The organism is Parabacteroides distasonis, from assembly GCF_004793765.1.
Taxonomy (GTDB): Bacteria; Bacteroidota; Bacteroidia; order Bacteroidales; family Tannerellaceae; genus Parabacteroides; species Parabacteroides distasonis_A.
Genome location: NZ_SRYM01000001.1, coordinates 59,113 through 83,356, shown reverse-complemented (window position 1 = coordinate 83,356; position 24,244 = coordinate 59,113). Strand labels below are relative to the sequence as shown.

Below are 24,244 nucleotides of genomic sequence, written 5' to 3'. Positions count from 1 at the left end.
CCAGAAAACATAAATTTGTCACCCAACACCCGTTTGGTGGGGCTATTACGAACTAATAATCTAACATTTTAATATCGTGAAACCAGAAAATGAAGAAAAGGTAACCGGGCTGCCTGAAAACGCCTACCGAGAATTAAAAGAAGGGGAAAGCTACAAGCCTCTTATGTCTCCCAACAAACACTATCCGGAGATTACGCCTTGGTCCGTCCTTTGGGGATTGGTCATGGCGGTGATATTCAGCGCGGCGGCCGCCTATCTGGGCCTGAAGGTCGGTCAGGTATTCGAGGCCGCCATCCCGATCGCTATCATCGCCGTGGGGTTGTCCAGCGGATTCAAGCGGAAGAACGCTTTGGGAGAAAACGTCATCATACAGTCTATCGGGGCCAGTAGCGGCGTGATCGTGGCGGGAGCCATTTTCACCTTGCCCGCCCTTTATATCCTGCAAGACAAATATCCGGAGATCACGGTCAATTTCTTCGAGGTTTTCATGAGTTCCTTGTTAGGAGGTATCATCGGGATCTTGCTCTTGATCCCGTTCCGTAAATATTTCGTATCCGATATGCACGGTAAGTATCCTTTCCCGGAGGCTACGGCAACCACGCAAGTACTCGTCTCCGCCGAGAAAGGCGGAAGTCAAGCGAAGCCCTTGATATTCGCCGGATTAATCGGTGGTTTGTACGACTTCATCATCGCTACCTTCGGTTGGTGGGGCGAGACGATCAGTACCCGTATCGTCGGGGCCGGCGAGATGCTGGCGGAGAAAGCCAAGATCGTGTTAAAGGTCAATACGGGAGCCGCCGTGCTTGGTTTGGGTTACATCATCGGATTAAAATACTCCTTGATTATCTGTGCCGGCTCATTCTTGGTATGGCTGGTGATCATCCCGGCCATGTCCGCTATTTTCAGTGCCGACGTACTTACGTTCGGCAATGACGCTATCACGGCGACCGTCGGAAGCATGAGCGCCGAGCAAATCTTCACCACCTACGCCCGCCACATCGGTATCGGGGGTATCGCTACCGCCGGGGTGATCGGCATCATCAAATCTTGGGGGATCATCAAGGGAGCCGTAGGCTTGGCTGCGAACGAATTGAAAGGAAAAGGAGACACCGTGGAGAGTAATACCATACGTACGCAAAAGGACTTGTCGATGAAGGTGATAACGATCGGTATCATCGTATCGCTGATCGTCACCTTCCTGTTCTTCCAGTTCGGCGTACTTCATAATTGGTTCCATGCCGCCATCGGCTTATTGCTGGTCGGGGTGATCGCATTCCTTTTTACGACCGTAGCGGCAAACGCTATAGCTATCGTAGGAACGAACCCGGTATCGGGCATGACGCTCATGACGTTGATCCTCGCCTCCATCATCTTGGTCGCCGTAGGGTTGAAGGGGCCGGCCGGTATGGTATCCGCCTTGATTATCGGAGGCGTGGTTTGTACGGCGCTTTCCATGGCAGGAGGTTTCATTACCGACTTAAAGATCGGCTATTGGCTGGGGAGCACACCCGCCAAGCAAGAGACTTGGAAATTCTTAGGCACATTAGTTTCTGCCGCTACGGTAGGAGGCGTGATCTTGATATTGAACCAGACGTACGGTTTCACGACCGGACAATTGGCCGCTCCGCAAGCGAACGCTATGGCCGCCGTTATCGAGCCGTTGATGAGTGGTTCGGGGGCACCATGGGCTTTATACGCGATCGGGGCCGTCCTCGCCGTCGTATTGAACTTCTGCAAGATACCGGCGTTGGCATTCGCCTTGGGTATGTTTATCCCTTTGGACCTGAATACGCCGCTTTTGATCGGTGGAGCGATCAGTTGGTACGTAGGAAGCCGTAGCAAAGACCAAAACTTGAACTCAGCCCGCTTGGAGAAAGGTACGTTACTGGCTTCCGGCTTTATCGCCGGCGGTGCCTTGATGGGCGTGGTCAGCGCGGCCTTACGTTTCGGCGGAATCAACTTGATGAACGAGGAATGGGCATCTAGCAATGCCGCCGAGATACTGGCGGTTGTCATGTACCTTGTCATGATCGCTTACCTCACATTTAATTCCCTGAACGCGAAAAAAGAATAGAATATAAGGAATAAGGATATGGAAGCACCTGTAATCAATGTGGGAATCATGACCCACAAAGCAATCTCATTTGTTTTTAACGAGGAGTATGTACATGCAGAAACCGGCACGTTCACGATAGGCGAGCAACGTGCCCTCTGGGTAAACGGCAAAATCGTGTACAATGGGAAGCTTTATCAGGAGCTATTCTTCGAGCCGACCAGCCCGCAATCCTCTTTCGACTTGAAGGCGGTCACGATCGGCGTGGATTTCCACTGGCAACGACAGGAGGATCAACGCTTCAAGGGAGCGTTGAACCTCGTGGCGACCGATAAAGGTATCGTCACGATCAATCAAGTGGACGTGGAGGAATACCTTACCAGCGTAATCTCCTCGGAGATGAGTGCCAACGCCTCCAAAGAGTTGCTGAAAGCCCATGCCGTGATCTCGCGAAGCTGGCTCTTGGCACAGGTCGAGAAGAATTTCAACTTGAACGGATCGGTTACGTCCTATAAAAGTTGTTACCGCGACAACAAGACCTTGATCCGCTGGTACGACCGGGAGGACCATGATTTGTTCGATGTCTGTGCCGACGACCATTGCCAGCGTTACCAAGGTATTACCCGGGCATCAAACCCGATAGTCGGGGAGGTGATCAAAGAGACATGTGGAGAGATATTGATGGATAACGATACGATCTGCGACGCCCGCTTCTCGAAATGCTGCGGAGGCGTGACCGAGAAATTCGAGAATTGCTGGGAACCGGTTCCTCACTCCTATCTTACCGCCTTGAGGGATGATGAGGCTCCCTCCTATCCCGACTTGACAGACGAACGGGAAGCGGAACAATGGATACGTACCTCACCCGAAGCCTTCTGCAATACGGCAGACAAGGAGATCCTTAGCCAAGTGCTAAACCACTATGATCAGGAGACCACGGATTTCTACCGTTGGAAAGTAGAATATACGCAGGAGGAACTATCGGGGTTGATCCTCCGGAAAACGGGTATGGATTTCGGGCCGATCATCGATCTCATACCGTTGGAAAGAGGTTCGTCCGGACGTATCACGAAACTCAAGATCCTAGGGGTACGCCGTTCGTTCACCATCGGCAAAGAGCTTGAGATACGCAGGACATTGTCCGAGACGCATCTATACAGCTCGGCCTTTGTTGTCGATAAGAAGGATATCCGCCTTGATATCCCCTCTCGCTTCATCTTGACAGGAGCCGGATGGGGACATGGCGTAGGGCTTTGCCAGATCGGAGCCGCCGTGATGGGAGCCAAAGGGTATTCGTACCGGAAAATCCTCACGCATTATTTCCCCGGAGCCTCTATTGAGAAAAGGTATTAAACAAGGATGTCCAAAATCTGGATGCTTTCATGGACTACCGTGATGAGTTTCTTGAAACCCATCACGGTAGAATTCACGCATATGCCGGTTATTTCAAAGTAAAGCTGTATCTTTGCGGAAAAGAAGAAAGAAGTTAGCAATACATGAACAGCTATATGATCCTTTTTATTATCGCTGCCTATTTCGCCGTCTTGTTGCTGATAGCATGGATTACGGGGCGTAATAACAGTAACGAGGCATTCTTCCTCGGGAACAGGAAATCCCCTTGGTATATCGTCTCGATCGGCATGGTAGGGACATCCTTATCGGGGGTGACGTTCGTATCGGTACCCGGTATGGTGCGAGCGATCGATATGACGTATATGCAGACGGTATTGGGCTTCTTCGTAGGATATATCATTATAGCCAAGATATTGCTACCGCTATACTATAAGTTGCGACTTACCTCCATCTACTCGTATCTGGAGGACCGGATCGGAAGAAGGGGGTACAAGACAGGGGCCTCGTTCTTCTTGCTCTCGAAGATCGTAGGAGCAGCCGCACGCTTATATCTGGTAGTCTTGATCTTGCAAACCTACGTGTTCAATGCTTGGGACATTCCATTCGCCATGACCGCTATCCTAAGTATCCTGCTGGTATGGCTATATACGTTCCGGAGCGGCATCAAGACGATCATCTGGACAGATACGTTGCAGGCTCTTTGTCTTGTAGTGATGTTGATCGTGATCATCTGGCAGGTGAAGGACAAGATGGGACTGGATTTCGGGGGTATGGCGCAGACCTTGGTGGAAAGCCCCCATTTCCGGATCTTCGAGTTCGGCGATTGGCATAGTACGCAGAACTTCTTCAAGCAGTTCTTCAGCGGTATTTTTATCACGATCGTCATGACCGGGCTGGATCAAGACATGATGCAAAAGAACCTCTCCTGCAAGAGCTTGAAGGATGCCCAGAAGAATATGTACACATATGGCTTCGCTTTCACGCCAGTCAACTTCCTGTTTCTCGCACTGGGGGTACTGCTACTGACATTGGCGGCACAACAAAACATCCAATTGCCGACCTTAGGCGACGATATCCTCCCGATGTTTTGTACCTCGGGGATATTAGGCGGGAGTATCTTGATCTTCTTCACGATCGGCATCATAGCGGCGGCTTTCAGTAGTGCCGACTCGGCGTTGACAGCACTCACCACTTCTTTTTGCGTGGATATCCTCGGCGTGCAGAAAGAGGAAGCTAAAAGAGCGAAACGTACCCGCTTGAAGGTACACGTGATGATATCCATCTTGTTCGTCTTGATCATCTTGGCGTTTAAGGCCGTAAATAACCGGAGCGTTATCGATGCGATCTACATGATAGCGTCGTACACGTATGGTCCTCTATTGGGGCTGTTTGTTTTCGGGCTTTTCACGAAGCGGAAACCTCGTGACAAATACGTGCCTTATATCTGTATAGCCTCCCCGTTGATTTGCCTCGCCACTGATTTCTTGGTGAAACAATACGCAGGCTATACATTCGGCTACGAGATGCTTATGGTAAACGGTAGCATCACGTTCGCCGGGCTGTGGCTTTCGGCAATTGAAAATGGAAAATTAAAAATTGAGAATTAGGCCTCGCCATTATTCATTTACTCATTATTCATTAATTTATATCTTATGGAAATTAAAAGTGCAGAATTTGTTATCAGCAACACAGACGTAAGGAAATGCCCCGAAGGTAATAAGCCGGAGTATGCCTTCATCGGACGAAGCAACGTAGGCAAATCCTCCTTGATCAATATGCTTACCAACAAGAAGGGCTTGGCGATGACTTCGCAAACACCGGGTAAGACCTTACTTATCAACCATTTCCTCATCAACAACGAATGGTATTTGGTAGACCTTCCGGGATATGGTTTCGCCCAACGAGGTAAAGAAAACCGGGAGCAATTGAAACGTATCATCGAGAACTATACCCTCGGCCGGGAGCAACTGACCAGCCTATTTGTCCTTTTAGACTGCCGTCACGAGGCACAGAAAATCGATCTGGAATTCATGGAATGGCTAGGTGAGAACGGGGTTCCTTTCTCTATTATCTTCACGAAGATCGACAAGATCAGCAAAGGACGCTTGAAAGAGAACTTAAAAGCCTATACGGATAAATTACTGGAGACTTGGGAAGAGCTTCCTCCGATCTTCGTCTCTTCCTCGGAAAAGAAAGAAGGACGGGATGAGATCCTTGACTATATCGAGTCTATCAACAATAGTTTGAATCATTAAAAAGGGTTGAACCGATATGGGGCCAGCTTCAGTTCTTCTAGTTTTATCTCCGTTTACGCAGATCAATACGCCTTATCCTTCCACGGCTTACCTAAAGGGTTATTTGGAAGCAAAAGGAATACATGCCGGGCAAACCGATCTGGGTATCGAGACGATCTTGGCTTTGTTTTCCACGCAGGGCCTCAGAGGGTTGTTTGCCGAAATCGAGCGATGGAAAGGTAAATATCCGGATAAAGTCCGGAGGGTACTGGCTAATAAGCAACGGTATATCGACACGATAGCCGCCGTCGTCGCTTTCCTTCAAGGAAAGAACGATCCTCTCGCTTATCGCATCTGTAATCAAGATTACCTTCCCGAGAGCGATCGCGGGAGCCAAAACGAAGAGGAGCTGGAATGGGCGTTCGGCACTTCCGGATTACGAGATAAAGCCCGTTATCTGGCGACCTTGTATTTGGAGGATCTCTGTGACTTGATCCGGGAAACGATCGACCCGGATTTCGGTTTCAGCCGATATGCCGAGCATCTGGGCCGTTGCGCCTCCTCCTTCGACGAGATCGAGGAAGCCCTTAAAAAGCCTTTCGGCTTTATCGACCGCTTGACACAGCCGCTATTGGAAAAGCACATAGCCGAAAGCAAGCCCAAGGTGATCGCTTTCAGCGTACCTTTCCCGGGGAACTTATTCAGTACCCTCAGGCTCGCCCAGTGGCTACGGCAGGTACATCCCGATATCCCAATCCTCATGGGAGGTGGTTTCGTGAATACGGAACTTCGTTCCATCACAGATACCCGCTTCTTCAAATACATCGATTACCTCTTGCTAGATGATGGAGAGGACCCGCTTTACCAAGTATTACGCTATCTGGACGGGGCGATCCCCAAAGAGGAATTGGTGCGCACCTTCTCCTTGGACGAGAACGGCAGCCGGGTCGTTTATCGAGATAACCCCGCTCACCCCGTTTGCCGGCAAAGCGAGACCGGATTCCCGGATTACAAGGGCTTGCCGCTGGACAAATACATCTCCGTCATGGAAATGGCCAACCCGATGCACAAGCTTTGGAGCGACGGCCGCTGGAACAAACTGACCTTGGCGCACGGTTGCTACTGGGGGAAATGCGCCTTCTGCGACGGCTCATTGGATTACATCAAACGATATGAGCCGAATACAGCCAAGACCTTGGTAGACCGTATGGAGCGCTTGATCGAGCAAACCGGCGAGATCGGTTTCCATTTCGTGGACGAGGCCGCTCCGCCTGCCTTGCTGCGGGAAATGGCACAGGAGATCATCCGCCGCAGGTTAACCGTCGTATGGTGGGGAAATATCCGTTTCGAGAAAAGCTATACCGAGGAACTATGCGATCTTCTTCAGCGAAGTGGTTGCATCGCCGTATCGGGAGGTCTGGAAGTAGCCTCTCCCCGACTCCTCAAACTGATAAATAAAGGGGTGACAGTGGCTCAAGTGGCACGGGTCGCCAACAACTTTACCGGGGCAGGTATCATGGTCCATGCCTATTTGATGTATGGTTTCCCGACCCAAACCGCTCAAGAAACTATAGATTCCTTGGAAACAGTCCGGCAGATGTTTGAGCTAGGGCTGATCCAATCCGGATTTTGGCATCGTTTCGCCATGACAGCACATAGTCCTGTGGGGTTACACCCCGCCGAGTACAGTTGCCGTGTCACGGAGCCTCCCTTTGGGGGATTCGCCCGTAATGACGTACAGTTCGAGGCGCTTTCCGGCTGCGATCCGGAGCTTTTCAGCGAGGGGCTTCGTATCTCCCTCTATAATTACATGAATGGAACTGGTTTCGATTTGCCTTTGCATAAATGGTTTGGCGGCATGAAAGTGCCACGCACCACCCTGCCGCCAAATTATATAGAGAGAATAGTAGAGGAATAGCCCCGCAGAGGCTCGCCGAGTATTTAATAACTGATCTTGCACCCCACGAAATAACTTCGGGGAATCCCCGGGCCATAGATATATCCGGCATCCCGATGCGCTCCCTTGTCGAAATCATCTTGATAAGAGTCGAATATATTCTGGATTCCGGCATTTACCTGTAAAGTCACGGACTTGAAGATCGGGAAGTCGTAAGCCAGCTTAAGATTCAAATCGAAGAAATCACGAGTCTTCTCTTCACGATCCTCGGGAATGTAACCCGCCAAGTGCTGCACCAACATGCTGCCCGTATAGGTTCCCGTCAATGAGGCGGAGAAACGTTTCACGGGCGTGAAGGTAGAGGTGAAATAGCCATACACGTCCGGAGAGCGGAACATCTTCTTCTGCGGGGCGATATTCGGATTCTCGCTCCATTGCTCCGCCTCTTTGTAGCGGCTCCGTTGCAAGGTAGCACCCGCCTGTATCTGCATCCAAGAATAGGCCATCTTACCCTCCAGATTGATACCCATCACACGGGCACCCTTTCCATTACGGCGTTCCATCAGCAGGTTATTGTCCTCGTCACGGCCGATCTCCTCCAAAATAAACACGTTCCGTAAATCCGTATAGAAACCTTCTACCAAGAAATTCACTTGAACCGGGCCGAAGCGATGATAAAAATCCACGGAAGCGCTCACACTCTGCGAGTTCTCCTCCTTCAAATCCGGAGAGATCTGGATGATCGCCACGTCGCCCCCCACGGCGGTGATATGCAGATCCTCGTCGAACGCTTGAGGGGCCCGGAAACCACTGGAGTACGACATACGCAGGTTGATATCCTTCGTCGGATTGAAACGCACGTTCGCACGAGGGCTAAAGATCACATGATCCATCATGTTGTGCTTATCCAAACGGCCACCGATCAAGAAACTCCAACGGTCGTTTTTCCACTCGTTCTGAGCAAAAGCGCTACCGATATGCACGGTCTGAGCGATCGTACGGTTATAGCCAAGCATCTCGTCCTGCAAATCATCGTAGTTATACTCGGCACCTCCCGTAAAGGTAGCGGGCATAAAAAGGCATTTGTCCCATTCGTAGGAGTATTGGGCACCACCGATAAAAGTCATGTCTGTTGTGTTACCATAGGCGTTCGGGTCTTTTCCGGCACCGTAATAACTCTGGCGTTTCGTATGCTGGGCGGAGGTGTACACATTCAGCCGATGATGATAGTCACGAGAGAAAAGATCGAATTTCAAACCTCCCCCATTGATTTGGTGATCAGTCTGCTCGGTGATATCCGTTTCGTGAGGCGGAAGATCCAATAAATTACCGCCCCGACGGAACTCGCTGATGTTATGGTACTCGAAAGTTAACTTGGAGTAATTGCTGGTCTTTAGGTAAGAACGGAATCCGAGGGTCTTCGCCTCCAGTTTACCTAACTCCGAGTAGCCATCGCCATCATGGTCGTAAGAGGCACGATGGCGGCCTTGTCCGAAGAGGTAGATACCCGCTTTATGATCATCCGTTACCAACGAGGCGTTCACGGTCGTATTATTATCCGGACGGCTTCCCCCGATCATCGTCAACGAATGGGCGATCTGGGCGGAGTTACGCATCGGCTCCTTCGTGATGATGTTGATCGTTCCAGCGATAGCAGACGAGCCAAACAAGGCCGAGCCTCCTCCGCGCATCACCTCTACCCGCTCGATCATATTCGCCGGTATCTGTTCCAAGCCATATACGCCAGTCAGGGCACTGAAGATCGGCCGGCTATCCACCAAGATCTGAGTATAAGGGCCTTCCAGACCATTGATACGCACTTGTTGGAAACCGCAATTCTGGCAGTTGTTCTCCACACGCACGCCAGGCTGGAAGTTCAGACCGTCGGCCAAGGAAGTGGCGTGCGTAGTCTCGAACACCTTGGAGTCGAGTACATTTACCAAAGAAGGAGCCAAACGGCGGGTTGTCTCGTTACGGTTTGCCGATACGACAACACCGTCCAAGGAGACAGCGTCTTCCTCAGCGTTAAAATTGATCTCCAAGGTTTTCCCTTTCTTAAGAGTCACCGTCTTTTCCTCAGTTTTATAACCGATAGATTTCATGACCAAGGTGTATTTCCCCTCGGGAAGATTCTTCATATAGTAATGACCAGTAGCGTCGGTAGTCGTACCGATTGTCGTACCGTGGAGGTAGACATTAATAAAAGCAAGATGCTCTCCTGTTTTCTTATCGAGGATATGGCCTATGATATTAGCATCGGAAGGATTCAAGGAAACATGATCGTCTCCCTCTGCCCACGCTGATGTAAAGACACAGCACAGACATAGTATAAGTGTAATAAACTTATTCATTGTTTGATTAATAGTTGTTTGAATATTAATGATTACGAAATGCCGAGGAGACAGGGCATACCTCGTCTCTACAGACAGTATTGATTTCTGAATATGTAATCAAACAATCGGAGGAGCCCGCAGATACCGCAGTCCCTCAACGGAAGCGACATGATCCAGATAGACTGGAGACTCAGAGAGATTAGATATTTTTAAAGAATAGAATTGTAAACGCAACGGGTGAATTGCCCCATCCATCACGTGAATAGACGAGAGCGTATGAAACAACTGTATCTCCGCCAAAGAGGTATGATGATGGCAAGTAGCGTCCGCCATCTTCTTGAAAGGGTGCGCATGCACGATAGTCGTACCATGCTCCACATGGACGTGCGTAAAAAGCAAAATGCTACTATAGTACGCAATAAAAAGTACCGGAAGCAACCACTTTATATATTTAACCATCGTTTCCCTCACCCTGTATCATCGTTATTTTGAGGGCAAAGATACTACAATTTTTTTAATTGCTTTGTTTTATGTATTTTCGCGCTCCTAAAGCAAAAAAGAAACGCTTATGAATTGGTTACTTGAGACGCTTACAGAACCTTCGATGATACAGGCCGTGGCTATCATTTCTATCGTGGCGGCGATTGGTGTGTATTTAGGGCGGCTAAAAATATTTGGCATTTCATTAGGCATCACTTTTGTATTCTTCGCCGGTATTATGGCAGGGCATCTAGGTATTGTCGTAAATAAGGACATGCTGAACTTCGCCCAAAATTTCGGGCTTATCGTTTTCGTATATACCTTGGGATTGCAGGTAGGTCCCGGTTTCTTCTCTTCTTTAAAAAAAGGTGGGGTGGAAATGAATACGATGGGATTAGGAGTAATCGCTTTAGGGTTGATTTTGACGTTGATGTTTCATTGGATAACAGGAATCTCTGTCCCCGTTATGGTAGGGTTACTATCCGGTGCCGTAACGAATACCCCAGCTCTAGGTGCCGCCCAGCAAGCACTTTTACAGATGGACCCAGAAAATACGAGAAACATAACGGATATGGCTTTGGCCTGTGCCGTAGCTTATCCATTAGGAGTTGTAGGTGTAATTCTGGCTATTATCATTTTGAGGGCCTTATTCGCTAAAAAGACACAAAACACACATAAGGAGCAAGACACGACGACAAACGTAGCGGAATTTCAGGTATTAAACCCCTCTATTTACAATAAGAGTATCCAGCAGGTTATGAAATTAACAGAGAAACATTTCGTGATCTCCCGCCTCTGGAGGGATGGAAAGGTGACGATCCCCACCTCTGAAACCATCTTAAAGGAAAAAGACCATTTGCTTATTATATCCGTAAAGGCAGATGTAGAATCCATCAAGGTACTTTTCGGAGAACAAGAGACTACAGACTGGAATAAAGAAGATATTGACTGGAACGCTATCGACAGCCAATTGATCTCCCGCCGTATTGTCGTAACCCGCAACCGGGTAAACGGGATAAAGCTAGGCTCACTCCGGCTCCGCAACCTATACGGGATCAACATCACCCGAGTAAACCGAGCGGGTATCGATCTGGTGGCCTCCCGTGACCTCCGTCTGCAGATCGGGGATAAACTAACGATCGTAGGCGAGGCTAATTCTGTGAATAACGTAGGTAAAATCTTGGGAGACGAGTTGAAACGGCTGGATAACCCCAACCTGCTTGCCATATTCGTTGGACTTACGCTGGGCGTATTAATCGGGGCGGTCCCAATCGCCATACCAGGAATGAGTACCTCCATCAAGCTGGGTATTGCCGGAGGACCAATCATCGTTGGAATCTTGATGGGTGCGTTCGGCCCCCGTTTCCACCTAACAACTTATACCACCCAGAGCGCAAACCTAATGATGCGGCAGTTCGGTATAGTGATCTATCTGGCGGGACTAGGAATTGACTCTGGAGCTCATTTTTTCGAGACCGTCTTCCGTGCCGAAGGATTATTATGGATCGGCCTCGGTTTCCTATTGACGATCGTGCCAGTCTTAGTCGTCGGGTTCATCGCCTCGCAATTTTTCAAGTTGGATTACGCCCACAACATAGGTATGCTATGCGGAAGCATGGCCAATCCGATGGCCTTGAGTTATGCCAATACAACCGTCGAGGGCGATGAGCCTTCCGTATCTTACGCTACGGTTTACCCGTTATCCATGTTCATCCGGGTGATTTCCGCCCAATTATTGATCATGTTATTCACTTAACCGCTTAAAAAAGTCTAATATTCGACCTGTTTTTTGTTTCACTTACCTTATCTTCGGACGATATTCGAAACAGTAGCATAATCAAAAGCCCGCTGTTCCTGCCAGTTTATTATAGTGGTGTCCTCGATGTATTCAATCAGAATGAACATAAGGAACGTATTTATTAACCGGAAAAGATATCAAGTGCAAGCTTGTGAGTTTTGATAAGTATCTTATCCCCATTTTCCAGAGTAGTGGCGAAAAGATAAATGGTTCCTCCATCCGCAATTTTGGTTCGCTTACGTAACTCATCCACCGAGAGAGGGAAATTGCGGACTGTTATATTCGCTTGAGGGATCAGTCTCGACAAAGTCTTACATTGTTTATTCGTAAAGGGGATCACCTCGTCTACCACAAAAGAACGTCCCGGGAAACAAGGAACTACATCATCCGACGTATATAAATGACTGCTGACATGCAATTTACTCAACCCAAAACGAATAGCGACCGCTTTAAACGCACCCGCCTTCAAGATGGAAGCGTTCGGTTCATATAAATAACGCTTGACTTCCCCACGGATGGAGACGACAGCTTCCCGCTCTTCCTCCATTGAGAACGTAAACAATTCCGGTTCTTCCTCCGAGATAAAATTCACGCAACAGATCCGAGGGCTACCGCCTCTCGAGCCTCGTTCCAACACAAACAAAAGTTCCTTACATTCATTTTTCACCGAAAGTACCTGTATGGCTGTCACATCCGGAAGCAAATCCATCGTCATATGAATATCCGCCATCGGGGATAGTTTCGCAATCACTTTAGGGGCATGACTAAACAAGACAGGAACCAACTTTGTCAAATCCGGCTCGCAATCTTGCAGCGCAAAAACCCGCTTATTTCCCTCTCCCCTACGAGCCGGATCGATATAAAACACATCTATTCCATCGATCTTATCTATCAACTCTGTAGAATCACCATTCAATACCGTTATATTACCAACATCTAAGACCTTGAAATTATGAATAGCCGCCTCGCAATAAACAGGAAAGCGTTCGATATAAGTAACCTGCCGTACTTTCAGGGAGAAAAAATAACTATCGATCCCCAATCCTCCGGTTAAATCACATACATGTGCGTGCGGTTCTACCAACCTCTGTTTGTACAAGGCGGTCTGTTCCGAGGAACATTGCTCCACCGTTATCTTCGCCGGAAAAACCAGTCGATCGTTTTGATACCATGAAGGCAGTTTATCCTTGATCTGCCGCCGGGATTTTAATTGATCCACCACGAAAGGAATATCAATCCCCGGATAACGAGAGGCAGAAAGCAACAGACGATTCAAATCATCCGACGCATGTTCCTTGATAAATCGTGAAAGTTCCTTTATTTGCTCCATACTTTGTCAACCTATACGTTCTTTAGGCAAAGTTAGCGTAAAACGACTATCTTTACCATATTCCAAGTTCAATTGTATCTCACCGTCGAAATGCTGCGCTATCACTTGACAAATCGCCAATTCGAGTCCGGTGCCTTGTGCGAACTCATCCAATTTGCAAATATGATCAAATACTTGCTTCTGTTTCTCCTCAGGGATACCGATACCCGTGTCTTCTACATAAATATGAAAACAGTCGCCTTTCGTACAGAGATAGTACCCCACTTCTATATAGCCTGAAGTCGTGAACTTGATGGCATTATTGATATAAATACGAGACTTTCCCATTTGCTGATCAATCAAACGAAGGTTTTCCTTATAATCAATCTTGTCCCAACTACCTGTTACGTTCGGATATTCTTCCAGCAAATCCCAATTAGGGAAATTGACGCCAGAGAAAACAACCGGAACTTTCTTTACAAAAGGACAGCCGCATTCCATCAACGTATAGGTAACCTGATCATCATTCACCGAGATGATGTCGGGATTCCAAAGACGGATCGTATCGATAAAGTTATACATCCGTTCCTCTTCCTCCTCAGCCATATAGCACTCGCAGTCGAGATAAAATGTGCGGATGCCCGAGTTTAATTCCGGATAACTCTTGTCGCCCCACCGAAAAGATTGGATCACAAACACACGGCTCCGCTTCGCCTCGGGTTTGCACCCCAACGCTAATAAAAGCAGAATAAAAACACCCCCGGCATAATTTAAAAATCTCATGTCCAATCTTTAAACAGTAAATGTGACAAAAGTACGACTATTTTCAGTATTCACATTCATTAGTTGTGTCTTTCTTTTCCTTCATCCCTTCTAAAATGAATAAATAAATCTTTTATAGGGATTGTCAAGGAAAAGCCGTATATTTGTCCATTGGTTGAAAACCTTGTAAACTGTATATTAACAAGATTAATTCTATTAGTAAATGGGAAGAGTATTAGTTATTGGTGCAGGGGGCGTAAGTACCGTTGCTGTTAAGAAAATAGCGATGAATGCGGATGTCTTCACGGATATCATGGTAGCTAGCCGTACGAAAAGTAAATGCGACAAGATCGCTGCCGATATCAAGAATGTGAACGTGCAAACCGCACAGGTAGACGCAGACAACGTACAAGAGCTCGTTGCCTTGTTTAACGCCTTCAAACCGGATTTGGTGGTAAATCTGGCCTTACCTTATCAAGACCTGCATATCATGGACGCTTGTTTGGAATATGGTGTTAGCTATTTAGATACGGCCAACTACGAACCGCTCGATGAAGCCAAATATCAATACAGCTGGCAATGGGCCTATAAAGATCGTTTCGAGAAAGCCGGTCTTACCGCTATCTTGGGATGTGGTTTCGACCCGGGGGTTACCGGTGTGTACACAGCTTATGCGGCAAAGCATCATTTCGACGAGATACAATATTTGGATATCGTAGACTGTAACGCCGGAGATCACCATAAGGCTTTCGCTACCAATTTCAACCCAGAAATTAATATCCGCGAGATCACTCAACGTGGCAAATATTTCGAGGATGGGGAATGGAAGGAGACCGATCCGCTGAGCGTACATAAGGCATTGAATTATCCGAACGTAGGACCGAGAGAATCGTATTTGATGTATCACGAGGAATTGGAAAGTCTGACTAAAAATTTCTCGACCCTCAAACGGGCTCGTTTCTGGATGACTTTCGGACAGGAATATTTGACTCATTTGCGTGTCATCCAAAATATCGGCATGGCTCGTATCGACCCGATCCTTTACAATGGGCAGGAAATCGTTCCGATCCAGTTCTTAAAGGCCGTACTGCCGAATCCGGGTGATTTGGGAGAAAATTATACAGGCGAGACTTCCATTGGTTGCCGCATCCGTGGTATCAAGGACGGTAAGGAATTAACTTATTACGTATACAACAACTGTAGCCACCATGCCGCTTATCTGGAAACAGGAGCGCAAGGCGTTAGCTATACCACCGGTGTTCCTGCCATGATCGGCGCCAAATTATTTATGCAAGGTATTTGGAAGAAACCGGGTGTATGGAATGTGGAGGAATTCAATCCAGACCCATTCATGAAAGAGCTGAATGAGCAAGGTTTGCCTTGGCATGAATTGTTTAACATTGACCTAGAATTGTAATATGGCAATACAAATAGGCGATAAGGTTCCCGAATTTTTGGGAACCGATCAAGATGGTAAAGAGGTAAAGATGAGTGACTACCAAGGAAAGAAAGTAGCGCTCTATTTCTATCCGAAAGATAATACGAGCGGTTGCACGGCGGAAGCATGCAGCTTACGTGACGGCTATCAAGCCTTACAAGCGAAAGGCTTCGAGATCATCGGAGTAAGTAAAGATAGCGCCAAATCGCATCAAGGTTTTATACAAAAGCAAAACTTACCTTTCCGTTTAATAGCGGACATAGACACAACCTTACAAGAACAGTTTGGTGTGTGGGCTGAGAAAAAAATGTACGGACGTTCATACATGGGGACTCTCCGGACCACCTTTATCATCAACGAGGAAGGTATTGTTACCAATATCATCGGGCCGAAAGAGGTGAAGACAAAAGACCATGCAAATCAAATCCTTAATTTATAAAGGACACATATGGCAAAAGAAGAAAATTTGTTCGAAGAAAAAGCGAAAGAAGAAGGTGGTAAACCAGCCGCTAACACGGATAAGCTAAAGGCTTTACGTGCGGCAATGGATAAAATCGAGAAGAACTACGGAAAAGGTTCGATCATGAAACTAGGCGATGAGAGCATCGAGGATATCGAGGTGATACCGACAGGTTCTATCGCTTTAAACGCAGCGCTAGGCGTAGGCGGATATCCGAAAGGACGTATCGTCGAGATCTATGGTCCGGAATCTTCCGGTAAGACAACCATAGCGATCCATGCGATCGCCGAGGCTCAGAAAAAAGGAGGTATCGCCGCATTTATTGATGCGGAGCATGCTTTTGATCGTTTCTATGCTGAAAAGTTAGGCGTTGATGTAGAGAACTTATGGATCTCTCAGCCGGATAACGGTGAGCAGGCCTTGGAAATAGCCGAGCAGTTGATCCGTTCATCCGCTGTAGATATCATTGTTATCGACTCAGTAGCCGCTTTGACTCCTAAAGCCGAGATTGAAGGTGATATGGGAGACAGCAAGATGGGGCTACAAGCTCGTCTAATGTCACAAGCCCTTCGTAAGTTGACGGCCGCAATCAATAAGACGAATACGACCTGTATCTTCATCAACCAATTGCGTGATAAGATCGGCGTAATGTTCGGAAACCCGGAAACAACGACTGGAGGTAATGCGTTGAAGTTCTACGCTTCAGTCCGTTTGGATATCCGTAGCATTGGAAAGCTGAAAGATGGTGACGAGATCAAGGGAAACCAAGTGCGTGTGAAAGTTATAAAAAACAAGGTGGCTCCTCCATTCCGCAAGGCAGAGTTCGATATCATGTTCGGGCAAGGTATCTCCCGTTCCGGAGAGATCATCGATCTTGGCTCAGAACTGAATATCATCAAGAAAAGCGGTTCATGGTACAGCTACAACGATACCAAATTGGGACAGGGTCGTGATGCGGCAAAACAATGTGTCGAGGACAATCCCGAATTGGCAGACGAATTATCCGAATTAATATTTGAGGCATTAAAAGCCAACAAGTAATTTGCGGGGGCGGGCAACCCCCGCCCCTATACGAAATTGTAATGAGTAATAAAGACAAATATCGTTTACTTTGCAATATTGAAAAAAATATACCAATCTTCTCACATGACTGGTGGTTAGATACAGTTTGCGGAGAAAAAAAATGGGATGTCTTACTTATAGAACAAAAGGGAAGGATACAGGCAACCCTCCCCATTTACGTCCCCCATTCCGATATTGTCTCAATGCCTTCTTACACCCAAACGATGGGCCCTTGGTTCACCGCAAGTTCCTCCGACACGAAATATACGACCGAGTTAGGACGACGTCAAGAATTATGCAAACAATTCACGGAAGAACTAAAACGCTATCAGTATTTCCTCCAAAATTTCAATTATGACGTCACAGATTGGCTTCCGTTTTATTGGGCGGGATATAACCAAACGACACGTTATACCTATTTATTAAAAAATATCCGGGATCATCAAGCGATATGGGAGAATATGAGCTCCAATATTCGGCGAAATATTACGAAAGCTCAACATAAATACCATATATCCGTAAAAAAGGGGATTCCCTTGGATGAGTTCCTGACCGTACAGTCCCAAACATTTGACCGCCAGCACGTACGGATCAAGGAAGACACGAATGTACTGAAAGATTTGATCGTCACTTGTAGGCAAAGAGGACAAGGTGATTTATGGGGAGGTTATGACGAGCAAGGCCATTTACATGCGGCCGCTTTCATCGTATGGCAAGATCGATCGGCTTACTATCTCGCAGGAGGAGGAAATCCGGCCTATAGAGGTTCCGGAGCGCAAAGCTACGTCCTGTGGGAATGCCTTCATTTCGTTTCTCAATTTACGACGGTATTTGACTTCGAAGGATCTATGCTACCTGGAGTAGAACGTTTCTTCCGGGAGTTCGGAGCTATCCAAACCCCGTTTTTCACAATATCTAGGGGGAAACTAAGTTTATTAGACAGAGCACGCATTAAACTAAGCAAATGGATATGAAAAATCGTACTTTACATTATATAATACGTTTTCTTGTAGGAGATGACGTCCCTAGCGAACTGGTAGAAACGATCGGGTACACGGCTGATCCCAATAAATTCGACCGTTATAACGTCGTTATCATCCCATCCGGCTTTTTCGATGGACAGACATACGGGACTTCCGCTTCCTTACCAGAACTTCCCTTGCAAGAGGTTCAGGGTATCCCTTTGTTATTCGGCTCGCCGAAAGAGGAATGGGTAAGAGATACATGGGTGGTTCATGCGGATATTATCGCAAGTACTTATTTTCTAATTTCCAGATACGAGGAGATGGTACGGCGTGGGCTTCGAGATGAGCATGGAAGGTTTCCCGGTAAAGAGTCCTTACCTTACCGGGCCGGTTTCTTACATCGTCCGATCGTGGATGAATATCGCATGCTACTTCGTCGCTGGTTACGCCAATCCCGGTTACGTGTACCCGAGGTAAAAAAGCAAATCCGGAAGATTTACCTTACACATGACGTAGATTCTCCGACTCTATATCGTTCGTGGAAAGGTTTGATACGGTCTATTAGAGATAGAAGAGGACTATATAAATCCATTCAAGGTAAATTTGGTTCCCTTGAAAAAGACCCGTTTTATACCTTCCCTTGGTTCTTCCGCCAGAATAGTATCCTTCAGGACTTGATCGGGAAAGAACAATGCCACCCTATCCTATTTATCCGGAACGGGGGCAAAGCCAAACACGACAAACCCCATTACGATTTGAGGAATAAAGATATTCGTAAATTGATAAAAAGTGCTCTAGAGCATAATGTAACTATAGGTTTACATAGTAGCTACCAAGCGGGTACGACTCCTAGCCTTATCCGAAAAGAGAAAACCGATCTGGAAGATCATATCGGCAAAAATGTTCGGTTCAACCGTCATCATTTCTTGGCAATCCGAGAACCAGAAGATATGGATCAAATAGAAGCAGCCGGGGTTACGGACGATTTCACCATGGGGTACGCCGATGTCTCCGGGTTCCGGTTAGGGACTTGTTACCCGGTTCGTTGGATCAATCCGATCACCCGTCGGCTATCTCCTCTCCGACTGCATCCACTTATCATAATGGATTGTACCCTAGAGGAGAAGAAATATATGGGACTGGATTTTGATAGGGCTTTAACCTATTGCCGGAATTTAGTGGAACAAGTAAATAATGTAGGAGGTGAATTGGTTTTACTATGGCATAATGACTCCGTACAAGAAGGATCTGGAAGTTATTTACGTAAGTTATACGCCCAGCTATTGAAAGAATTAGCGAAGCTGTAAAAACAATAAAATCCCTGTATTCAAATAAATAAGAAAGAATGATTACTAATTGTAAAAATATTTTAGTCCTCGCCCCTCATACGGACGACGGAGAACTTGGATTGGGGGGAACCATCTCACGCTTGATAGAAGAGGGTAAGAAAGTGACCTACGTGGCTTTCTCCACCGCACAGCAATCGGTTCCCGAGGGTTTTCCGAAAGATATCCTAAAGACTGAGGTCAAGCAAGCTACCCAGACCTTAGGTATAGAACCGGAAAACCTAATCATATACAATTACGAAGTAAGAAAACTGGGATACGCAAGACAAGAGATATTAGAGGAGTTAATACGCCTGAAAAAAGCTTCCGATTTTGATCTGGTCTTCATCCCTAGCTTGCACGACATCCACCAAGATCATACGACGATCGCCCAAGAGGGGCTACGAGCGTTCAAAAACACGAATATATTAGGTTATGAGTTAATCTGGAACAATTTGACATTCAACACGCAATGTTTTATAAGGCTGGAAGAGTGCCATATCGGCACAAAGGTAGAATCATTGAAAGCCTATAAATCGCAAGGAGCGAGAGATTATCTATCCAAAGACTTTATCTATTCATTAGCCAGAGCCCGGGGCGTCCAGGCTGGATGTACCTATGCGGAAGCGTTTGAAGTCGTTCGTCTATTCTTATAACCCTGATTGAATCCATGAATAAACTCCTTATCATATGTGATATGTTCCCACCCGCTTTCGCCCCCAGAATGGGATATCTATGCAAATATTTAACACGCATGGGGTGGGAAGTTACCGTAGTGACAGAATACATAAAAGACAATACATTCGAATTTCTCACAGGATATGCGAACGTGTATTGTGTCCGCTACTACAAGGCTTCAGGCAAGATATCAAAGTATATCGAATGGATATGGGTCATGTTTCTAGACATCTTGTTTGGTTATAAAGACATAAGAATAATCAACGCATGCATCCCCTTGATAAAGACCAACCAGTACAAGGGAATATTGTGTAGCACATACCGCACCTTTCCTTTAACCGCCGCCAAGACGTTAGCGGTCCATACCAATCTCCCTTTCGTCGTGGATTTACGAGATATTATCGAGCAATACGCCTCCAACGAATACATATCGCATAAATTCCACACATTTCCATGGCTAGACGCATTTATCACAAAACGATTTCGCAAACGATTACTTAGAAAGCGGAATAACGCTTTGGAGGTAGCAGATTGTGTAACGACCGTATCGCCTTGGCATGTGGAGGTACTCAAACAATATAATCCTAACGTAAAACTGATTTATAACGGATTCGATCCCGAGTTATTCTACCCGCAACAAATCAAGACCTCCCGGTTCATCATTACCTATACCGGACGGTTGTTAAGCTTAGCGATCCGAAATCCAGAATTATTATTTGCGGCCATCACCCATCTCATGAAGGACAAGATCATTGTCCCCGAAACTTTTCGAGTAGTATGGTATACCGATCAAGAATCCCGCTCCATCATCCACCAAGAGGCCGAACGACATGGAGTGCAATCTTTCATGGATTATCATGAGTATGTACCGGCATCCGATATTCCCCTCATATTGAACAAAAGCTCGGTGCTGCTTTCTTTGACGAATAAGTTTGACACGTCTGGTCCAAAAGGCTTCATGACAACTAAGTTCTTTGAATCGCTCGCAGTAGAAAAGCCTATCTTATGCGTACAGAGTGATGAGGCTTACCTCGCCGAAGCCATCAAGGAGACCCATTCCGGATTGGCCGCTACCCACGTAGACGAGGTATACGATTTCTTGAAACATTACTATGAGGAATGGCAGGAAAAAGGATATACAACCTCACCCGTCGATCGGGATAAGCTATCAAATTATTCCCGAAAAGAGCAAGCGAACCAATTTGTGCGTATCTTTGAGGAGATTTAAACAAATGGATAAATACCTCAACATAGTATCGTTCAATATACCTTATCCCGCCAATTACGGAGGGGTTATTGATGTGTATTATAAACTGGAAGCCTTGCGTGCTTGTGGTGTGAAACTCATATTACATTGCTTTGAATATGAACGTCCTCACGCATCGGAATTAGAAAGTATTTGCGACAAGGTTTTCTATTATAAACGCCGTACCGGGGTAATCGCTAATTTAACATGGCTCCCTTACAATGTATATAGCCGTAAAGATCATCGCTTGATCAAGAATCTCTTACAAAATGATTATCCGATCTTATTTGAGGGGCTCCACTCCTGTTATTATATGAACGACCCCCGTTTAAGAAACCGGATGAAGATATTTCGGGAATGCAATATCGAGCATGATTATTATCGCCACTTGGCAAAGTCGGGCGAAGGATTGATTCGCAATGCCTTTTTTAGGATAGAGGCCATGCGTTTCCAAGCCTATCAGAAAATAGTACGGTGCGCAAATCTGATAATCGCCGTATCCACGACAGACGCAGACTATTTACGAAAGCAATTTCCCAATCAAAGAATCGAGTTTGTTCCTTGTTTCCACAAGAATAACCAAGTTACGGCTGAACCAGGGAAATCCGATTATATTTTATATCATGGCAAGCTATCCGTTATCGAGAATGAGCGAGCCGTGTTATTTCTCATCAAGCATGTTTTCAGCCAATTAAAACACACCTGCATAATAGCGGGCATGAACCCGACCCGTTTGATACGAGAGGCGGCCGCCTTTTACCCACATATAATAGTAGAAGCAAATCCCTGTAAGGTACGTATGGACGAATTGATCCATAACGCACAGATCCATATGCTGATCACATTTCAAGATACCGGCTTAAAATTAAAGCTTTTGAACAGCTTATTCGCCGGAAGGCATACGATTGTCAATCATCTCATGCTAGCTGGTAGCGGATTAGATCCTTTGTGCCATATCGCCGATACGCCGGATGAGATGATACGGACTTGTGAACGATTAATGGCCCTCCCTATAGATAAAGAGGCGATAGATAAACGAAAACAATTATTGTTCCCTACTTTTTCCAATAAAGATCAGGGGAAACGTTTATACAAGATGATATATGATGAAAGAGAATAGAAGTGATTTATTACATACATTAACCGAGCGTTTGAAAGCGATCGACTATAACAAATTACCGATCAGCGATTATAATAAGCGATACATCGGCAACTTAAAGCCGGCGTTAAGCTATTTCATGCATATATATGCGGATTGCCTACAAAGAGGACTTCAAGCAATACAGACCCCAATCTCCGATGTCACGCTAATCGATTATGGAGGAGGAACCGGCTTCCTTAGTATCCTGGCGAAATCCATGGGGATAGGACAAGTTATTTATATTGATCTTAACCCATCTTCCGTGGAGACGATTCAGCTATTGAAACAAATAATAGGAACAGGGCCTGACATCATACTCCATGGAAATTCTGATGTTCTTGCGAACTGGTGCGCAGGGAACAAAGTTTGTCCCCAGCTTTTAATCGCTACGGACCTGATAGAGCATGTCTATGATTTGTCTTTGTTCTTCAAAGATTTAATCCATATAAACAATTCCATGTATCTACTATTCACGACAGCCTCCACCCCATTCAACCCGTATGTCCAACAACGGTTACATAAGATGATGATCGGGTGCGAAAACGGATCTTTGGAATCCCCCAACTATTATACTTTACGAGAGCAATTCATAACAAAGCTTTGCCCGGATTTCTCCCAAGAAGAGGTAGAGACATGGGCCCGACAGACTAGAGGCTTGACCTATCCCGATATCCAAAAAGTGATTGAAGAAAAGAGTCTACCAATCCCGGAAGACCCCTACAATACTTGCGATCCGGCTACAGGTAATTGGACCGAGCGAATCCTTCCCATACAGACTTATGAGGATTTATTAGCACCTTACCAGTTCAAGCTTAAAGTAGAGAAAGGATTTTATAACGCAGACCGGAACAATCCAATTCTTTCTTTGATATGCAAAAGTATTAACGCATTGATCCGCAACAGCGGCTCCTTTGGTTTTCTATTGGCACCATTCATCATTCTCTCCTGCGGTAAGGAGCGAGCGAATGCCGTCTAGAACATATCCGCGAGTCAAGTCCTCAGCTTTCAAGACCAGGTCGTTCCACTGCAATAAGTCAATGTCTATCGGCACACGCCCACAGGATTTATCTTCCGGCCTACGTCCGATGCGGTACTCTATATCTTTCAAGACATTCTTTATTTGCACCGGATTCTCCTCGCTATACAGAACAGCTACCCGATTCAAGAATGTAGTTGATAATGGGCAATCGATCGGTTCCGTATAAACTGGCTGGGAAAACCGTATAAAAACAAAATGAGCACGCAGCATCTCCGCCGCACACTCCATATTTTTCTCTTTATCCCAATTAGAGCCTAAGCACAACAGGACCCGGTTCCGTTTATTTTCCATTTCTGGCTAAAAGCATTTGGTTATTCTTATGATTATTTAAGAATGTATTGATAAATGAGACCTGATATCCCCTAAATCCCAATTCGTCTCCTTCTCAAAGCCATAAGAGTCTTTCATCTTAAAGAAATTACATTTTTGCAGAATCGGTTTTAAGGAAGCAAACTCCTCATCAGTCAATGTCCCCTCCATAATTTTAGGGTCTCGTTTCTTGGCGAAATTGTCCATATAATAATTATACTCCTCGATACGGAATGTCTCGTCACTATCAAACAAAACCATTAACTTGTACTTATTTACACTTTCCATACTTATAACTAAAAGAGAAATCCTTCAATTCTTTTTTACAGCCTGTAAAACAAGCTGACAGAAGAACCAATAAG

The 24,244-nt window shown here is 46.2% G+C and carries 21 protein-coding genes; 15 read left to right on the top strand and 6 right to left on the bottom strand.

Annotated elements, in window-relative coordinates:
• Positions 1-76 precede the first annotated feature (76 nt).
• The 5 genes from E5342_RS00420 to E5342_RS00400 all read left to right on the top strand — a co-directional run bounded on the left by E5342_RS00420 (position 77) and on the right by E5342_RS00400 (position 7,558).
• A complete protein-coding gene (locus E5342_RS00420) occupies positions 77-2,074 on the top strand; it encodes an OPT family oligopeptide transporter (protein ID WP_121734736.1) in 1,998 nt (665 codons plus the stop codon).
• 18 nt (positions 2,075-2,092) lie between these two features.
• A complete protein-coding gene (locus tag E5342_RS00415) occupies positions 2,093-3,406 on the top strand; it encodes a SpoIID/LytB domain-containing protein (RefSeq protein ID WP_135958562.1) in 1,314 nt (437 codons plus the stop codon).
• Between the two features lie 143 nt (positions 3,407-3,549).
• Positions 3,550-5,013: a sodium:solute symporter gene (locus E5342_RS00410; protein WP_121734738.1), complete on the top strand. Its 1,464-nt coding sequence runs from the start codon at positions 3,550-3,552 to the stop codon at positions 5,011-5,013.
• Between the two features lie 45 nt (positions 5,014-5,058).
• Entirely contained in the window at positions 5,059-5,661 is a 603-nt protein-coding gene (yihA, locus tag E5342_RS00405; RefSeq protein WP_121734739.1) for a ribosome biogenesis GTP-binding protein YihA/YsxC, read from the top strand.
• A gap of 16 nt (positions 5,662-5,677) precedes the next feature.
• Entirely contained in the window at positions 5,678-7,558 is a 1,881-nt protein-coding gene (locus E5342_RS00400; RefSeq protein ID WP_121734740.1) for a B12-binding domain-containing radical SAM protein, read from the top strand.
• Positions 7,559-7,581: 23 nt separating this feature from the next.
• On the opposite strand, the gene E5342_RS00395 is transcribed toward E5342_RS00400, so the two are convergent.
• Entirely contained in the window at positions 7,582-9,888 is a 2,307-nt protein-coding gene (locus E5342_RS00395) for a TonB-dependent receptor (RefSeq protein ID WP_121734741.1), read from the bottom strand.
• A gap of 99 nt (positions 9,889-9,987) precedes the next feature.
• Positions 9,988-10,329: a hypothetical protein gene (locus E5342_RS00390; RefSeq protein ID WP_202036744.1), complete on the bottom strand. Its 342-nt coding sequence runs from the start codon at positions 10,327-10,329 to the stop codon at positions 9,988-9,990.
• A gap of 109 nt (positions 10,330-10,438) precedes the next feature.
• Here E5342_RS00390 and E5342_RS00385 point away from each other — a divergent pair, with 109 nt between their 5' ends.
• Positions 10,439-12,106 carry a putative transporter gene (locus E5342_RS00385; RefSeq protein WP_121734743.1) on the top strand — a complete coding sequence of 556 codons (1,668 nt, stop codon included), beginning with the start codon at positions 10,439-10,441 and terminating at the stop codon, positions 12,104-12,106.
• A gap of 163 nt (positions 12,107-12,269) precedes the next feature.
• Here E5342_RS00385 and E5342_RS00380 read toward each other — a convergent pair whose 3' ends face one another.
• Positions 12,270-13,478, bottom strand: a complete 1,209-nt coding sequence (locus E5342_RS00380; protein ID WP_135958561.1) for a class I SAM-dependent methyltransferase — start codon at positions 13,476-13,478, stop codon at positions 12,270-12,272.
• A gap of 6 nt (positions 13,479-13,484) precedes the next feature.
• A complete protein-coding gene (locus E5342_RS19250) occupies positions 13,485-14,240 on the bottom strand; it encodes an ATP-binding protein (RefSeq protein WP_121734745.1) in 756 nt (251 codons plus the stop codon).
• Between the two features lie 202 nt (positions 14,241-14,442).
• On the opposite strand from E5342_RS19250, the gene E5342_RS00370 reads away from it, so the two are divergent.
• The 9 genes from E5342_RS00370 to E5342_RS00330 are packed head-to-tail and all read left to right on the top strand — an operon-like array spanning position 14,443 to position 23,510.
• Entirely contained in the window at positions 14,443-15,636 is a 1,194-nt protein-coding gene (locus E5342_RS00370; protein ID WP_121734746.1) for a saccharopine dehydrogenase family protein, read from the top strand.
• Between the two features lies 1 nt (position 15,637).
• A complete protein-coding gene (gene bcp / locus E5342_RS00365; RefSeq protein ID WP_121734747.1) occupies positions 15,638-16,096 on the top strand; it encodes a thioredoxin-dependent thiol peroxidase in 459 nt (152 codons plus the stop codon).
• 9 nt (positions 16,097-16,105) lie between these two features.
• A complete protein-coding gene (gene recA, locus E5342_RS00360) occupies positions 16,106-17,158 on the top strand; it encodes a recombinase RecA (RefSeq protein WP_008771841.1) in 1,053 nt (350 codons plus the stop codon).
• A gap of 41 nt (positions 17,159-17,199) precedes the next feature.
• Complete coding sequence (locus tag E5342_RS00355) at positions 17,200-18,153, top strand: GNAT family N-acetyltransferase (RefSeq protein ID WP_121734748.1); 954 nt, start codon at positions 17,200-17,202, stop codon at positions 18,151-18,153.
• Entirely contained in the window at positions 18,144-19,451 is a 1,308-nt protein-coding gene (locus E5342_RS00350) for a polysaccharide deacetylase family protein (protein WP_183128521.1), read from the top strand. The genes E5342_RS00355 and E5342_RS00350 overlap by 10 nt, the downstream gene beginning before the upstream one ends.
• Positions 19,452-19,489: 38 nt before the next feature.
• Entirely contained in the window at positions 19,490-20,125 is a 636-nt protein-coding gene (locus E5342_RS00345) for a PIG-L deacetylase family protein (protein WP_135958560.1), read from the top strand.
• 14 nt (positions 20,126-20,139) lie between these two features.
• The gene (locus tag E5342_RS00340) at positions 20,140-21,375 is read left to right on the top strand and encodes a glycosyltransferase (protein ID WP_121734750.1); all 1,236 of its coding nucleotides are present in this window, start codon (positions 20,140-20,142) and stop codon (positions 21,373-21,375) included.
• Positions 21,376-21,379: 4 nt separating this feature from the next.
• Positions 21,380-22,513 (top strand): glycosyltransferase family 1 protein, encoded by a 1,134-nt coding sequence (locus tag E5342_RS00335; protein WP_121734751.1) that lies wholly within the window; start codon positions 21,380-21,382, stop codon positions 22,511-22,513.
• Positions 22,497-23,510: an SAM-dependent methyltransferase gene (locus E5342_RS00330; RefSeq protein ID WP_121734752.1), complete on the top strand. Its 1,014-nt coding sequence runs from the start codon at positions 22,497-22,499 to the stop codon at positions 23,508-23,510. The genes E5342_RS00335 and E5342_RS00330 overlap by 17 nt, the downstream gene beginning before the upstream one ends.
• On the opposite strand, the gene E5342_RS00325 is transcribed toward E5342_RS00330, so the two are convergent.
• Entirely contained in the window at positions 23,454-23,864 is a 411-nt protein-coding gene (locus E5342_RS00325; protein WP_121734753.1) for a 2-amino-4-hydroxy-6-hydroxymethyldihydropteridine diphosphokinase, read from the bottom strand. The two genes, E5342_RS00330 and E5342_RS00325, sit on opposite strands and share 57 nt — an antisense overlap.
• Positions 23,865-23,900: 36 nt before the next feature.
• Positions 23,901-24,170 (bottom strand): hypothetical protein, encoded by a 270-nt coding sequence (locus tag E5342_RS19545; protein ID WP_236651328.1) that lies wholly within the window; start codon positions 24,168-24,170, stop codon positions 23,901-23,903.
• Between the last annotated feature and the right edge of the window lie 74 nt (positions 24,171-24,244).